This is a genomic window from Kribbella sp. NPDC031520 (assembly GCF_055580825.1).
On sequence record NZ_JBVIKS010000009.1, the window covers coordinates 68,702 to 83,259 of the forward strand.

The 14,558-nt window shown below is 68.9% G+C and carries 15 protein-coding genes; 7 read left to right on the top strand and 8 right to left on the bottom strand.

The genetic code is table 11. From position 1 onward, the window contains the following. The first annotated feature begins 43 nt into the window (after positions 1-43). Positions 44-505, top strand: a complete 462-nt coding sequence (locus ACZ5BU_RS35740) for a carboxymuconolactone decarboxylase family protein (RefSeq protein WP_465705305.1) — start codon at positions 44-46, stop codon at positions 503-505. Beyond that, positions 502-1,206 carry an isocitrate lyase/PEP mutase family protein gene (locus ACZ5BU_RS35745; RefSeq protein ID WP_465705306.1) on the top strand — a complete coding sequence of 235 codons (705 nt, stop codon included), beginning with the start codon at positions 502-504 and terminating at the stop codon, positions 1,204-1,206. The genes ACZ5BU_RS35740 and ACZ5BU_RS35745 overlap by 4 nt, the downstream gene beginning before the upstream one ends. On the opposite strand, the gene ACZ5BU_RS35750 is transcribed toward ACZ5BU_RS35745, so the two are convergent. Further along, positions 1,189-2,184, bottom strand: coding sequence for a sigma-70 family RNA polymerase sigma factor (locus ACZ5BU_RS35750; RefSeq protein WP_465705308.1), 996 nt, complete (start codon positions 2,182-2,184; stop codon positions 1,189-1,191). The two genes, ACZ5BU_RS35745 and ACZ5BU_RS35750, sit on opposite strands and share 18 nt — an antisense overlap. A gap of 143 nt (positions 2,185-2,327) precedes the next feature. On the opposite strand from ACZ5BU_RS35750, the gene ACZ5BU_RS35755 reads away from it, so the two are divergent. Beyond that, a complete protein-coding gene (locus ACZ5BU_RS35755; RefSeq protein WP_465705309.1) occupies positions 2,328-3,026 on the top strand; it encodes an SDR family NAD(P)-dependent oxidoreductase in 699 nt (232 codons plus the stop codon). On the opposite strand, the gene ACZ5BU_RS35760 is transcribed toward ACZ5BU_RS35755, so the two are convergent. After that, the gene (locus tag ACZ5BU_RS35760) at positions 3,027-4,892 is read right to left on the bottom strand and encodes a hypothetical protein (protein WP_465705311.1); all 1,866 of its coding nucleotides are present in this window, start codon (positions 4,890-4,892) and stop codon (positions 3,027-3,029) included. It lies immediately after the preceding gene. Between the two features lie 86 nt (positions 4,893-4,978). Between ACZ5BU_RS35760 and ACZ5BU_RS35765 the strand changes: the two genes are divergently transcribed. Continuing rightward, a complete protein-coding gene (locus ACZ5BU_RS35765; RefSeq protein WP_465705313.1) occupies positions 4,979-5,467 on the top strand; it encodes a pyridoxamine 5'-phosphate oxidase family protein in 489 nt (162 codons plus the stop codon). A 12-nt stretch (positions 5,468-5,479) separates the two neighbouring features. On the opposite strand, the gene ACZ5BU_RS35770 is transcribed toward ACZ5BU_RS35765, so the two are convergent. The 5 genes from ACZ5BU_RS35770 to ACZ5BU_RS35790 are packed head-to-tail and all read right to left on the bottom strand — an operon-like array spanning position 5,480 to position 10,443. Further along, on the bottom strand, positions 5,480-6,283 hold the full coding sequence (locus tag ACZ5BU_RS35770; protein WP_465705315.1) for a family 1 encapsulin nanocompartment shell protein: 804 nt from the start codon (positions 6,281-6,283) through the stop codon (positions 5,480-5,482). Continuing rightward, positions 6,280-7,254 (bottom strand): Dyp-type peroxidase, encoded by a 975-nt coding sequence (locus ACZ5BU_RS35775; RefSeq protein WP_465705317.1) that lies wholly within the window; start codon positions 7,252-7,254, stop codon positions 6,280-6,282. Before ACZ5BU_RS35775 ends, ACZ5BU_RS35770 begins: the two co-directional genes overlap by 4 nt. A 4-nt stretch (positions 7,255-7,258) precedes the next feature. Next, positions 7,259-8,071, bottom strand: coding sequence for an aldo/keto reductase (locus ACZ5BU_RS35780; RefSeq protein WP_465705319.1), 813 nt, complete (start codon positions 8,069-8,071; stop codon positions 7,259-7,261). A 20-nt stretch (positions 8,072-8,091) separates the two neighbouring features. Next, on the bottom strand, positions 8,092-10,116 hold the full coding sequence (locus ACZ5BU_RS35785) for a methylmalonyl-CoA mutase family protein (RefSeq protein WP_465705321.1): 2,025 nt from the start codon (positions 10,114-10,116) through the stop codon (positions 8,092-8,094). An 18-nt stretch (positions 10,117-10,134) separates the two neighbouring features. Next, positions 10,135-10,443, bottom strand: coding sequence for an STAS domain-containing protein (locus ACZ5BU_RS35790; protein WP_465705323.1), 309 nt, complete (start codon positions 10,441-10,443; stop codon positions 10,135-10,137). A 139-nt stretch (positions 10,444-10,582) separates the two neighbouring features. Between ACZ5BU_RS35790 and ACZ5BU_RS35795 the strand changes: the two genes are divergently transcribed. Together ACZ5BU_RS35795 and sppA are read left to right on the top strand one after the other, a co-directional pair. Then, a complete protein-coding gene (locus ACZ5BU_RS35795; RefSeq protein ID WP_465705325.1) occupies positions 10,583-10,915 on the top strand; it encodes a hypothetical protein in 333 nt (110 codons plus the stop codon). A 32-nt stretch (positions 10,916-10,947) separates the two neighbouring features. Continuing rightward, positions 10,948-12,600 (top strand): signal peptide peptidase SppA, encoded by a 1,653-nt coding sequence (gene sppA / locus ACZ5BU_RS35800; RefSeq protein ID WP_465705327.1) that lies wholly within the window; start codon positions 10,948-10,950, stop codon positions 12,598-12,600. Here the strand turns inward: sppA and ACZ5BU_RS35805 are convergent. Then, positions 12,597-13,178: a cob(I)yrinic acid a,c-diamide adenosyltransferase gene (locus tag ACZ5BU_RS35805; RefSeq protein WP_387667065.1), complete on the bottom strand. Its 582-nt coding sequence runs from the start codon at positions 13,176-13,178 to the stop codon at positions 12,597-12,599. The genes sppA and ACZ5BU_RS35805 overlap by 4 nt on opposite strands. A gap of 49 nt (positions 13,179-13,227) precedes the next feature. Between ACZ5BU_RS35805 and murA the strand changes: the two genes are divergently transcribed. Continuing rightward, on the top strand, positions 13,228-14,514 hold the full coding sequence (murA, locus tag ACZ5BU_RS35810; RefSeq protein WP_465705329.1) for a UDP-N-acetylglucosamine 1-carboxyvinyltransferase: 1,287 nt from the start codon (positions 13,228-13,230) through the stop codon (positions 14,512-14,514). Positions 14,515-14,558 lie beyond the last annotated feature (44 nt).

The following is a 14,558-nucleotide window of genomic DNA, read 5'->3' on the forward strand; positions in this document are numbered from 1 at the left end:
AGTGGACCATACACCTGGGCCGATCACGGCATAGGTTGAAGCCATGACAACGACGACGCGGCGGGTCAAGCTCGCCACTCTGGTACCGGACTTCTACAAGGCGATGATCGAGCTGGACGCGGTGTCCGACAACGGGCTCGACCCGAAGCTGGCACACCTGGTACGGATCAAGGCCTCGCAGCTCAACGGGTGCGCGTACTGCACCGACATGCACTCCCTCGACCTCCTGCAGCTCGGCGAGGACCAGCAGCAGCGGATCACCCTGCTGCCGGTGTGGCGGGAGGCGAAGAAGTTCTACACCGAGCAGGAGCGGGCGGCGCTGGAGCTGACCGAGGCGATCACGCTGATCAGTGTCGGCCAGGTCCCGGACGACGTGTATGAGGTCGCGGCGCAGGCGTTCGACGAGAAGGACCTGGCGCAGCTGATCGCGCTGATCATCACGATCAACATGTGGACCCGCGTCGGCATCACCGGGAAGATGGAGCCCGGCCACTACAAGCCATGACGGCTGAAATCTTCCGGGCGCTGCATCACGGCGGCACTCCCCTCGTCCTCCCGAACGCCTGGAACCCGGTGAGCGCACGCCTCGTCGCCGAGGCCGGCTTCCCCGCTGTTGCCACCAGCAGCGGGGCGGTCGCCCGCGTCCTCGGGTACGACGACGGCCAGCTGACCCCAGCGGAGACGATGTTCGCCGCGGTCGCGCGGATCGCCCGCGCGGTCGACGTACCGGTGACGGCCGACATGGAGGCCGGGTACGGCCTGCCGCCGAAGGAGTTCGCGGAGCGGTTGCTGGAGACCGGCGCGGTCGGCTGCAACCTCGAGGATTCGGTCGACGGTACGTTGGTCGATGTCGTGAAGCAGGCCGACTACCTGGCCGAAGTACGGGCCGCGGCCGGCGCCGAGCTGGTGATCAACGCCCGAGTCGACACGTTCATCCGGCCGGTCGACGACCCGGTCGGCGAAGCGGTACGGCGGGGCCGCGAGTACCGCCGCGCCGGGGCCGACTGCGTGTACCCGATCCTCGCGCCGCTCGACCAGCTGGCTCAGGTGGCCGAAGCGGTCGGCGGGCCGATCAACGGGCACGCGAAGATCGGTGGACCCGGGCCGGCCGAGCTCGCCGCAGCGGGCGCGACCCGGATCTCGTACGGGACCAGCCTGCACGACTACCTGATGGACCAGTTGCGCGAGCTACTCCCCCGGCTCTGACAGGGTCCGCGGCAGCCCGAAGTACGGGGCGACCGTGGTCTCGAAGTGCACGATCTCGTCGATCCGGTCACCGGACAGGCCGATCACCAGAACCCCGATCAGGTGCAGGCCACCGGTGACCGGATCGCGGATGTACTCACCCCAGGCCGGCTGCCCGTTCGCGCGGACCGGCACCATCGCCACGATCTGCCGCTGATGCTCGGCCAGCGCGGTGAAGAACCGGTGAGCGGCCTCGCGGCCCTGGTACTCGAACGGCAGCGGCGGCATCCGCACCCACGCGTCGCTGGTCATCAACGCGACCAACGCATCGACGTCCTGCGCGGTGAACGCGGCCACGAACTGCTCGGTCAACGCCTGCTCGTCCGCAGTAGCCACCGGCCGCGCAACAGCCTTCTGATCCACCGTCACCCGAGCACGAGCGAGCGCACTGTTGACCGCGGCCTCGGTCAACCCGAGCAGCTCGGCGGTCTCACTGGCCCGATACCCGAGTACGTCGCGCAGCAACAACACCGCGCGCTGATTCGGCGGCAGCAACTGCACCGCCGTCACGAACGCCAACGAGATCGCCTCGCGCGACTCGTACCGCGCCTCCGGCCCCGGCACCCGGTCCGGCAACCCGTCGAGCAGGTTGTCGGGATAGGGCTGCAGCCACAGCACCTCCCCCGACCGCGACGGCTCGGGCGCCGGAACCGGCAACGGTACGGCGTTCTGTGGCCGGCGTGATGAGGACCGCAGCACGTTCAGGCACCGATTCGTGGTGATGCGGTACAGCCAGGTCCGCACCGACGACCGGCCCTCGAACCCGCTCAGCCCGATCCATGCCGACAGCAACGACTCCTGCAGCGCGTCCTCCGCGTCCTGCAGCGACCCGAGCATCCGGTAGCAGTGCAGTTGCAGCTCCGCGCGATGCGGCTCGACCAGCGCCGCGAACGCGTCCCGGTCACCCGCACGTGCCCGCTGCAGCAATTCGTCTGCCATCAGCCACCTCCGTCTCCATTCTTCTCACACCGTTGCTGACACCGGCACGCACCCGAACTGATCGGTACTGGTCCGACCAGTTCACCCGGCCCGGACGGTCTGTCCACTGTGCAAGCACTGCGACAGCTCGAACGGAGACCACCATGCACACCGTCCTGATCACGGGAACCAACCGCGGCATCGGGAAAGCACTCGTCGAGGAAGCCCTGCGCCAAGGCGCGGAGCACGTGTACGCCGGTACGCGGACGCCCCTCACCCACAAGGACTCCCGGGTGACGTACCTCGACCTGGACGTCACCGATCAGGCGCAGATCGAGGCGGCGGCGAAGACCGTCGAGTCGCTCGATGTCCTGGTCAACAACGCCGGCCTCGCGGCGTACGACAACCTCAGCGACCGGGCACTCCTCGAACAGCACCTGGCCGTGAACCTCTTCGGACCACTCGCCGTCACCACGGCGTTCCTGCCCCACCTGATCGAGTCGCGTGGCGCGATCGTGAACGTGCTGTCGGTGGCGGCGCTCGCGTCGCTACCGATCATTCCGGCGTACTCGATCTCCAAGGCGGCGGCGTTCTCGCTGACCCAGGCGCAGCGGGCGTTGCTCGCACCGCAGGGTGTCCGCGTACATGCCGTACTCACTGGTCCGACCGACACGGACATGTCGCGGGACCTCGACGTACCGAAGGCGTCGCCGGAGTCGGTCGCGCGGGCGATCTTCGACGGGGTCGCGGCCGGTGCCGAGGAGATCTTCCCGGACGCGATGTCCGCGATGCTCGCGCCGGCCTGGGCGGACGGCGCGGTCAAGGCGCTCGAACGGCAGAACGCGGGGCTGGTCAACGGCTGATCAGCTGAGCCGGCGCAACGCGTAGACCAGGGCCCAGTCCTGGTCGTTGGCTATCGGATCGGCGAGGTGGGCGGGCTGACCGTTCACGCAACTCGGGTAGACGAACGCACACGTCGCCGATCCGTCCGGCGCGAAGCTCACGAGATTCGCCTTCAGGATTGCCTCCTCGGCGCGGTCCAGCCAGGCGGCCTGCGACGGCGAGACCAGTTCGCGCGGCCAAGCTCCGTACACGACCGCGCTCAACGCCGACCAGTAGTGCGGGAAGACGTCGCCCCACAGCCGCAGCCGGCCGAACCAGTAGCCGTCCCAGTGCCGGATCGGGACGTGCCGGAGCCGTACGTCGGGCTGGTCGCCGGCGAACGCGGTCAGCCACGGGAGGCGGCGGGTCAGCTCAGCTCCGTCGATCTCCCCTGTCCGGTAGGCAGCGGCCAGCAGTTCGAGCAGCGGCGCGACCATCGACTGCTCGTAGTTCACCTCGTGCGGCGGCAGCTCGTCGCCGTACTGGATGAAGGTCTTCGCGTGCCGGACCAGGTGCTCGTGCAGACCGAGTTCGCTGAGCAACGGGCCGAGGTCGAAGGCGAGGAAGTGGTCGCCGCCGAGTTCGTAGTACCGGTCGAGGATGCGAGTGGCTCCGTCGCGGTCGCCCTGACCGAGCAGGAAGCGCGCGAACCACGGGAAGTTGTACAGCCGTACGGCGTTCTGGTGGATGCTGTCGTCGTGGATCGTGCCCTCGGCGTCGAGCAGGTACTCACGAACGAACCACTCGTACCCGGCCAGCGCCTCGCCCAGCTCGGCGCGATCGCCCCAGCCGCGGGCGCGGACCTCCTGCAGCAGCAGGGCCATGCCGACCCGCTCGCGGGCGTCGGACCAGTCGCGCCAGGCGCTCGCCAGTACGGTCAGACCGCTGTCGTTGTCGTACGGGACGAACGCGTACTTGCGGCTCCCGGCGAGCTCGGGCCGCCGCTGGTGATCGAGGACGAACCGCACCCGGCGCTCGGCGATGACGCGCAACGGCTCGTGGAAGAGGACCGCGATCCGGGACCTGCCGTCGGTGGAGTCGACGTACTTGATGCCGGGAACGTCGCTGGTCACCTCGCCCGGAGCGGCGCTGCCGGTGAGCTCGATGGTCTCCCCCACCTCGGCCGCCAGCCGGTCCGCATCGACCCGCGGGTTCCGGTCGAACGCTGTCAGGTCGTCGTACCACTGCAGCTGCCAGGTCCAGCGGTACGTCGCCCCAGGCGCGAGCGTGATGACCGGCTGACCGCCCATCGCGTGCGGCGACCGCGCGTGATCGGTGACATGCAGATAGATGTGCCCGCGGACATTGCTGCTCGTACCCGGCTCGCGGGACTCCACGGAGTACGCCCAGAGCTCGCCCTCCTTAAGCTGCAGCCCCAGCCCCGGACCGCTGCCGTCCATCGGCACTGCCCAGACCCAGGCGTCGGCGCCGCCCGTCCACACGTGCGCGTGCACCGATCCGGTCAGGCTCTCCCGGCTGGACGTGTACACGTCGCGGTACGGCGTACTCACCGCGACCGATCCGACCTCGATCGGGGTGGCGCCGGCGTTGCGAAGCTCGTACGTCTCGGTCCACTGTTCCCCGAAGCGGCGGCCGGCCCGCAGTTCGAGGTCGCCGAGCTGGTACATCAGGTCGATGCCGCTGCTCCGCCAGCGCGTGTACGCCGGGTTGTCGAAGCGGTACGACCCGCGGTCGGTGATCACGAATCCCTTGCCCCAGGCATGCAGGCTGTCGTGCAGCGCACCGTCATCCAACAACATTCGGCGGCCGCCCGGGTGCAAGACCTGGGCTACCGCGCCGTCGTCGAACAGCTGGACTGTCCCCGGACCGAAGGCAAAACTTTCCACGATTCGCCAACCTATCGATGTCGAGAACCCCTCGGCGGCTCCGTCCCCCTGATGAGAAGCAACCTCCTTCAGAGATGGGAACAGACATGAACCAGCAGCAGATCGCCGAGATCCTCGCCAAGCCGTACGCCCAGCAGCTCCTGAACGGTTCCGAGCCGGCCCGGTTCGCCTACGACGGCCTGGACGGCGACCCGCGGGTGGTCCCGATCGGGTTCTGGGTCGAGGGTGACGACATCCTGATCGCGACCGTGCCGAAGGCGGCCAAGGTCGCGGCACTGCGGAAGAACCCGAAGGTCGCGCTCACCATCGACACCGGCGCGTTCCCGCCCAAGGTGCTGCTGCTGCGCGGCACCGCCGCGGTCGAGCTGGTGCCCGGCGTCCCCGAGGGCTACCTGACCGCCGGGCACAAGGTGATGACCGACGAGCAGTACCCGGCCTGGGCCGAGGGTGTGAAGGCGCTGTACGACGAGATGGTCGTCATCCGCGTCACGCTGACCTGGGCGAAACTGCTCGACTTCGAGACCACGATCCCCAAGGCCGTCGAGGACCTGATCAAGGAGAAGTCGGCCAAATAGGTACTGCCCTGCTCAGGACCGTAGTACGACGCTGGACTCCGCAGTGAGGGCCAGGAACGTCAGCGACTCCTGCAGGTACAGCGTGACGCTGTCGGCGTCGTGTGACAGGTACCCGATGGACAGGTCCTGGCCGAGGTGCAGCTCGTAGTCACCACCACGGGTGGACACCAGCAGCGCGCCCTCGAGCGCAGGAGCCCAGATGATCTCGCCGTCACCGATCAGCCGGGACAGGTGGTCGCGGATCGGGTAGCCGTGGTCAGTGGTCTCAGCAACGGCCGTATACGCGTCCGCGGACAGCAGCAAGCTGTACGGCCCGTTGACCCCAGCCAGCCGCAGTGCCTGCAGCGCCTTGGCCACAGTGTCCGGGAGGTCCTTCGCCTCACCAGGCAGCGTCAGTACGTCGTTCGACGTACTCGGGGCGAGCCCGAGGATGCCTGCCGCGTCGGAGCCGTGGAAGACCAGGTGGTCCTCGGCGTACGCGATCTGCTTCGCGGCATCCTTCACCGGCTGCCAGTCGGAGTCCTTCGCACCGCGCTCCACGTCGTCGACCGCCTGTCGAGTCACGGTGAACGGCACGCGCAGCTCGATGATCGGCTGCGACTGCCGCCGGAGCGCCTGCACACCGTCGCCCGGTGCCTCGACCGGCTCGGTGTGTCCGGTACCGACCGAGGACAGTCCCGGTCCGGCCGGACCGACCAGGTCGACCACGCGGCGGCCGGCGATGTCGCGGGTGAAGGTCCGGCGGGCCTCCTCCTCGATCTCACCCCACGCGGCGTCCGAGACCGGGGCCAGCTCGCGGTGCAGGTTGTTCGTCATCTGGGACTCCTTCTGAGACTGCCGATCCCGAGCGAGCCGTCCGGACTGCTCGCCGGCCCGCGGGTGGTGGGTGCTTCGAGGAACTCCGCGGTCGGCACGAAGAACAGACTGCCCGTGACCGCGGTCGAGAAGTCAAGGATCCGGTCGTGGTTACCGGGCGGCTCGCCGACGAACATCCGCTGCAGCATCCGCTCGATCACCGCCGGCGTCGCGGCGTACCCGATGAAGTAGGTTCCGAACTCGGCCGCGCCGGGTGAGCCGAAGGCCATGTTGTCGCGGACGATCTGCCGCTCGGTGCCGTCCGCGTCGACGATCGTGTTCACCGCGACGTGCGAGTTCACGGGCTGGTCGGTCAACTCGATGTCGCTGAGCTTCTGCCGGCCGATCACTCGTTCCTGCTCGGCGACCGGCAGTGCCTGCCAGGCGTCGAGGTCGTGCAGGTACTTCTGGACGATCACGTAGCTGCCTCCGGCGTACGCCGGATCCTCGGCGCCGATCGTGATCGCTGCTGTCGCTGCCGGACCGTCGGGGTTCTCCGTGCCGTCGACGAAGCCGAGCAGGTCGCGCTCGTCGAAGTACTTGAAGCCTTGTACCTCGTCGAGCACCTTCACGTGACCGGCGAGCCGTCGCATCACCTGACGTTCGAGCTCGAAGCACAGGTCGAGGCGGCGGGCGCGGAGGTGGAACAGCAGGTCGCCGTGCGTCGCCGGGGCGGTGTGCCGCGCGCCAGACAGCCCGCGGAACGGGTGCAGGTCACGCGGCGGCTGGAGCTGGTACAGCCGCCGCCACATCGATGAGCCGATGCCGACGACACAGCTGAGCTGGTCGTCCGGCGCCCGGAAGCCGACCGCGCGGGTCAGCCCGGCGAGATCCGCCAGCAGGTCGCGCGCGACGTCCTCGGAGCCCGGACGTACGTCGACAACCAGGAAGATCGCCGCCTTCGCGGGCTCCCTCAGTACGTCTTGAACCATCCGGTCAGGACCACCACTTGCCGCTCGCCGAAAGGGCCTCGGCGGTGCGGCCGGTGGTGTCGAGGCCGTCCAGGTCCGCCATCGCGGCGCCGTCCAGCTCGAAGCCGGAGACGTCGAAGTTCTCCACGATCCGGTCCTGGTGGATCGACTTCGGGATCACCGACAGGCCCTTCTGCACCGCCCAGCGGATCAGCACCTGGGCCGGCGTGTGACCGGTGGACTGCGCGATCCGGCTGACGACCCGGTCGTCGAGGTGCCGGCCGGTGCCGAGCGGGCTGTACGCCTGGACGACGACGCCGGCCGCCTCGCAGGCGTCGACCAGCCCCGCGCGGTACTCGAACGGGCTGAACTGGACCTGATTCACGACCGGCTGGATCCGGGCGACCTTGCCCAGCTCGGCCAGTTCGGTGGCGCTGAAGTTCGAGATGCCGATGCCCTTGGTGAGCCCGCCGTCGACCGCGGCCTCCATCGCCGGCCAGGCCCAGGTCGGGCCGCCCTGCGGCCAGTGGATCAGGTACAGGTCGAGATAGCCGGTACCGAGCCGTTCGAGGCTCTTCTCCGCCTCGACCCGCGCGTCCTTCGCGCCCGGGTAGAACTTCGTGGTCAGGAAGATCTCCTCGCGCGGGATCCCGCTCTCCCGGATCGCCTTCCCGACGCTGGCCTCGTTGCGGTACCCCTGCGCGGTGTCGATCAGCCGGTACCCGGCCTCGAGCGCCCAGCTCACCGCCCGCTCGGTCTCCACACCGTCCCGGGCCTGCCAAACACCGAGGCCCAGCACCGGCAACTCGGTCCCATTCGAAAGCGTGCGCGTGGTCATGGACTCGGTTCTACCACGCCCTACAACTTGTTGGCGTGCCTGATCACGTCGACGACGTCGGACATCATGCCGGTCAGGTCGTAGTCCTTCGGGGTGTAGATCGCGGCCACGCCGGCGGCGCGCAGGGCGGCGGCGTCGGCCTCGGGGACGATGCCGCCGACGACGACCGGGACATCTTCGAGGCCGGCTTCGCGGAGGCCTTCGACGACCTGCGGGACCAGTTCCATGTGCGAGCCGGACAGGATCGAGAGGCCGACGCAGTGCACGTCCTCGGCGACCGCGGCGGCGACGATCTGCTCGGGCGTCAGGCGGATGCCCTGGTAGACGACCTCGAAGCCGACGTCCCGCGCCCGGACCGCGACCTGCTCGGCGCCGTTCGAGTGACCGTCCAGGCCGGGCTTGCCGACCAGGAACCGGAGCCGGCCGCCGAGCTCGGCCGACGTCGCGCCGACCTTCTCCCGGACCGCGGCGATCGCCGCACCGCCGCCGGACACCCCGACCGATCCCGAGACGCCGGTCGGAGCGCGGTACTCGCCGTACATCTCCCGCAGTACTCCGGCCCACTCCCCCGTCGTCACGCCGGCGCGAGCGCAGTCGAGGGTGACCGGCATCAGGTTGTCGGTCGTCTTCGCGGCCGTCCGGAGCCTGGCCAGCGCGGCCTCGACCGCATCGGCGTCGCGCTCGGCGCGCCACCTCCGCAGCGACTCGAGCGCGGCGGACTCCGCGGCCGGGTCGACGGTCTGGATCGCGGTGTCCAGGTCGGCGGTCAGCGGCGACGGCTCGGTGTTCTCGAACTTGTTCACGCCGACGACGATCTGCTCGCCGGACTCGATCCGCTGGCGCCGCTCGGCGTGCGAGGCGACCAGCGCCTGCTTCAGGTAGCCGCTCTCGACCGCGGCGACCGCACCGCCCATCGCCTGGACGCGATCGATCTCCTCCTGCGCACCGGCGACCAGCTCGTCGACCTTCGCCTCGATCACGTGCGAGCCGTCGAAGATGTCGTCGTACTCCAGCAGGTCGGACTCGTACGCCAGGACCTGCTGCATCCGCAGCGACCACTGCTGGTCCCACGGCCGCGGCAGCCCGAGTGCCTCGTTCCAGGCCGGCAGCTGAACCGCCCGCGCCCGCGCGTTCTTCGACAGCGTCACGCCGAGCATCTCCAGCACGATCCGCTGCACGTTGTTCTCCGGCTGCGCCTCCGTCAGCCCGAGCGAGTTCACCTGTACGCCGTACCGCAGCCGACGCGCCTTCGCGTCGGTCACGCCGTACCGCTCGAGCGTCAACGTGTCCCACAGCCGGACGAATGCGCGCATCTTGCACGTCTCCTCGATGAACCGCACACCGGCGTTCACGAAGAACGAGATCCGCTGTACGACGTCCCCGAAGCGCTCCGGCGGCACCTGCCCACCGTCGCGGACCCGGTCCAGTACGGCGATCGCGGTCGACAGCGCGAACGCCAGCTCCTGTACGGGCGTCGCGCCGGCCTCCTGCAGGTGGTAGCTGCAGATGTTGATCGGGTTCCACTTCGGCATGTTCGCGACGGTGTACGCGATCACGTCGGTGGTCAGCCGGAGCGACGCGTCCGGCGGGAACGCGTACGTGCCGCGGGACAGGTACTCCTTGACGATGTCGTTCTGCGTCGTACCGGTCAGCTCCTCCGGCAGTGCGCCCTGCTCCTGCGCGGCGACCTGGTACAGCGCGAGCAACCACATCGCGGTCGCATTGATCGTCATCGACGTGTTCATCTGCGCCAGCGGGATCTGGTCGAACAGCGCGCGGACGTCGCCCAGGTGCGCGACCGGTACGCCGACCTTCCCGACCTCACCCTTCGCGAGCGGGTGGTCCGCGTCGTACCCGGTCTGCGTCGGCAGGTCGAAGGCGACCGACAGCCCGGTCTGGCCCTTCGCGAGGTTCCGCCGGAACAGCGCGTTGGACTCGGCCGCGGAGGAGTGGCCCGCGTACGTCCGCATCACCCAGGGTCGATCCATGTACCCGAGAGTAGGACTGTGTTCCCTTGTGAGTCTGCCCCTCGTGACTGGTGTCACCAGGGGTGTGGATCACACTCAGGCGCTGATCGGGAGTGGGGTTCGTTCGACGTTCAGGACTCGGTGCAGGCGGGTGACGGCGAGGATTCTGATCACCGAGGGCACCGGGTGCCAGAGGACCAGTTGGCGGCCGAGGAGTTGGGTGCGGCGGTGGGTGGCGACCAGCAGGCCGAGGCCGGTAGCGTCGACCGCATCGACCTCCTCGAGGTCGACGATCACGTCGCCGGTGGAGGTGTCGATCAGATGGTTGAGGGTTTGACGGACGTCACCTACGGATCGGACGTCCAGGATTCCGGTCAGATGCACCACGTTGTCAGGCTCGAGCATGTGCGTGCCCTCCGCTCTTCCGGCGGCCCCCGAGTTCCATCGGCCGCGTGACAGCGTTTGTCATGGCTTGTGATCGTAAAGACTCCCCGAAGACACGGAAGGTTGCCAACCCCTCACGATCTTTTTGATTCGCGAGACAATGGTGGCTGTGTTCGCCGAGGAGTACTTCCTGTTCCCGGTGGTGGCCATCGCCCTGGCCGGCGTGATGGTGCTGCTGTGCCGCTGGGCGTTCTCGAAGGCGAAGGGCGGGTCGCTGGTCCGCCGGGTCGACCACACCCCCGCAGAGCGCGACTCGTTCGGCCTGCTCACCGACATCCGTACGGTGCCCTCGTACAACGAGGCCCGCGTCCTGGTCGCCCGCCTGAAGACGTTCGGCATCAAGGCGACCGCCGCCCGCACCACCGACGGCTGGACCGTCTACGTCTGGCCCCACGACGAACCCGCCGCCCGAGGCCTCCTCGACGCCCCCTGACCAAGGTTTTGGGGAGCGTCTAGGGTCGGGGTATGGGGACTCTGCTTGAGCTGGACCTGACCCGCGGCGTACTCGAGACGCCGCCCGCTTCACCCATCGCTGCGTTCCGTGCGCGTCACCTGCCGACGTTGCGGGAGCTGGTGGGCGCGCTGCGGAAAGGCGCCCGCGACGACGGCGTCGTCGGGGTGGTCGCGCACCTCGGCGGTCACCGGTTGTCGCTCGCGCAGGTGCAGGAGCTGCGTGAGGCGGTGGCGGACTTCCGTACGTCGGGGAAGCCGGCGGTGGCGTGGACCGAGTCGTTCGGGGAGACCGCTCAGGGCACGGTCCCGTACTACCTGGCGACGGCTTTCGACGAGATCTGGGTGCAGCCGTCCGGCGACCTCGCGATCACCGGTGTGACCGTACAGGCGGTCTTCATCCGCGGTGCGCTCGACAAGGCCGGGGTGATCCCGCAGTTCGGCAAGCGGCGTGAGTACAAGACGGCGGCCGACACGTTCACCGAGCGGGAGATGACCCCGCCGGCCCGCGAGATGGCGTCGCGGCTGGCGGAGTCGGCGTACGAGCAGATCGTCGAGGGCGTCGCCGTACGGCGCCGGCTGGACACCGCACGGGTGCGGGAGCTTGTCGACAGCGCGCCCCTGTCCGCGGAGGCGAGTCTTGATGCCGGTCTGGTGGATCGGCTCGGCTACCGGTCGGACGTGTACGACGAGCTCGAGAAGCAGCTGCAGTACGACGACAGGCTGCTGGCCGAGCGGTACATCCGCCGTGGTCCGCGGACGCTGGAGGAGGTACGCAAGACGCTCCCTTGGCCGCAGAAGCCGCTGGTGGCGGTAGTGCGCGTGACAGGTGGCATCTCGGTCGGCCGCAACTCCAACAGCCCTATGGGCGGACCTGGTTCCGGCTCTGACACTGTGGGCGCCGCCTTGCGTGCTGTGGCTGACAACGACCACGTGAAGGCGGTAGTACTCCGCGTAGACAGCCCGGGCGGGTCGTACGTCGCCTCAGACGCCATCCGCAACGAGGTACTGCGGCTGCGCTCTACTGGACGCCCTGTGATCGCTTCGATGGGTGGGGTCGCCGCTTCCGGTGGGTACTTCGTGGCGATGCCCGCTGACGTCATCGTGGCGCAGCCCGGCACCATCACCGGCTCTATCGGCGTGCTGACCGGCAAGGGCGTCGTACGCGATGCACTGGGCCGGATAGGGATCTCCCGCGAGGCCGTGTCCGAGGGAGCGAACGCGGAGATGTTCTCGGCGCAGGAGGAGTTCACCGACGATCAGTGGGCGCGGCTGGAGGAAATACTCGACCGCATCTACAAGGACTTCGTTGCGAAGGCCGCCCAGGACAGGGGCCTGCCTGAGGAACAGCTGGAGTCGCTGGCGCGCGGACGGGTCTGGACCGGTGCGGACGCGCACAGGCACAAGCTGATCGACGAGCTGGGCGGTTTCCAGCACGCGCTCACGCTGGCATGCAACCGCGCCGGTCTGGACCGCGACGAGATCGCCGTGACCTCAGTACCGCACCGCAACCTGCTCAGCCAGCTCAAGGCGCCCACAACGACCGATGATCTGGCAGTCAGCGCGGCGCCGTTGACGCTCGACGGCCTGACCGCCGGTCTCTACAGCGCACTCGGGCTACCGCCCGCGGGCGTACTGCGGATGCCGTTCTCGTGGGAGATCAGCTAGTCGCGTTCGCCGCCTGGGACCCAGAGGACGTCGCCGCCGGAGGAGAGGTTGGCGACGCGGCCGAGGATGAAGAGCAGGTCGGACAGGCGGTTCAGGTACGTGATCGCGAGCAGGTTGACCGACGGGCCGTGCGCCTCGACCGCGGCCCAGCCGGCCCGCTCGGCCCGCCGGACGACCGCGCGGGCGACGTTCAGGTAGGCGGCGCCCTCGGTACCGCCGGGCAGGATGAACGAGCGGAGCTTGGTCAAACGATTGTTGTACTCGTCGCACCAGCCTTCGAGCCGGTCGACGTACTCCTGGGTGATCCGCAGCGGCGGGTACTCCGGGTCGGGCGTGATCGGGTTGCACAGATCCGCGCCGACGTCGAACAGATCGTTCTGGATCCGGGTGAGCAGCACCGCGATGGCGCTGTTCAGGTGCCCGGCGGCGATCGCCACCCCGATCGCCGAGTTCGCCTCGTCGACCTCGCCGTACGCGGCCAGCCGCGGATCGGTCTTCGACGTCGTGGAGTTGTCGCCGAGGCGGGTCTCGCCCGCGTCACCGGTGCGGGTGTAGATCCGCGTCAAGTTCACAGCCATGCCAGGACTCTACGCAAAGCCGGATCCGCTCAAACGCTACAGTCGACCGGTGGAACGGTTTCGGATCGCGGGTGAGGCACGGCTCGACGGCGCTGTCGAGGTGGCCGGAGCGAAGAACAGTGTGCTCAAGCTGATGGCGGCAGCGCTGCTGGCGGAGGGCACGACGACGCTGCGGCAGGTGCCGGGCATCCTCGACGTCACGTTCATGGCGCAACTGCTGGACACGCTCGGCTGCGAGGTCAAGGTGGACGGCGAGCTGGGAATCGCGACGATCGCGGTCCCCGGAACCGTCGGGCACCAGTGCGACTACGAACTGGTCCGCAAGCTGCGGGCGTCGATCTCGGTGCTCGGGCCGCTGCTGGGGCGCTGCGGTCAGGCGGAGGTGGCGCTGCCGGGCGGCGACAACATCGGCTCCCGCGGGCTGAACATGCACGTCGCCGGGCTGGAGGCGATGGGCGCGAAGGTGCACATCGAGCACGGCTTCGTGATCGCCGAGGCCCCGCAGGGCCTGCACGGCGCCGAGGTCTGGCTGGACTTCCCGAGCGTCGGCGCGACCGAGACGATCATGATGGCCGCCGTGCTCGCGAAGGGTACGACGATCATCGAGAACGCCGCCCGCGAGCCGGAGATCCAGGACATCGCCGCGATGCTGGTCGAGATGGGCGCGATGATCGACGGCGCCGGGTCGCCGCGGATCGAGATCACCGGCGTCGACGGCCTGCTCAGCCCGGTCGACCACGTGGTGGTCCCGGACCGGATCGTGTCCGGCAGCTGGGCGTTCGCGGCCGCGATCACCAAGGGTGACATCACGGTCAGCAACGGGCACGCCGAGCACCTGGAGCTGCCGCTCGACAAGCTGCACAAGGCCGGCGCCGAGATCACCGTACTGAACCCGGGCTTCCGGGTCCGGATGCACGACCGGCCGAAGCCCGTCGACGTGGTGACGCTGCCGTACCCGGGGTTCGCGACCGACCTGCAGGCGTTCGTGATCGCTTTGAATGCTTTGAGTGACGGTGCCGCGATGGTGACGGAGAACCTTTTCGAGGGCCGGTTCACGTTCGCACAAGAGCTCACCCGGCTCGGTGCGCAGATCCAGACCGACGGGCACCACGCGGTCGTCCGCGGCGTACCGCGGCTGTCCGGCGCGCCGGTGGTCGCGTCCGACATCCGCGCGGGCGCTGCACTCGTACTGGCCGGTCTCGCCGCGGAGGGTGAGACGTTGGTCTCGGCCGCCCACCACGTGCACCGCGGCTACACCGACTTCGCCGGTAACCTCCGCCGGCTTGGCGGGGACGTCGTGGTCGAACCGGACGATGCGGAACTGTACTGGAACTGAACCGGCATTCTCCCCGCACTCTTCCGGAACTCCGGCCGGATCGG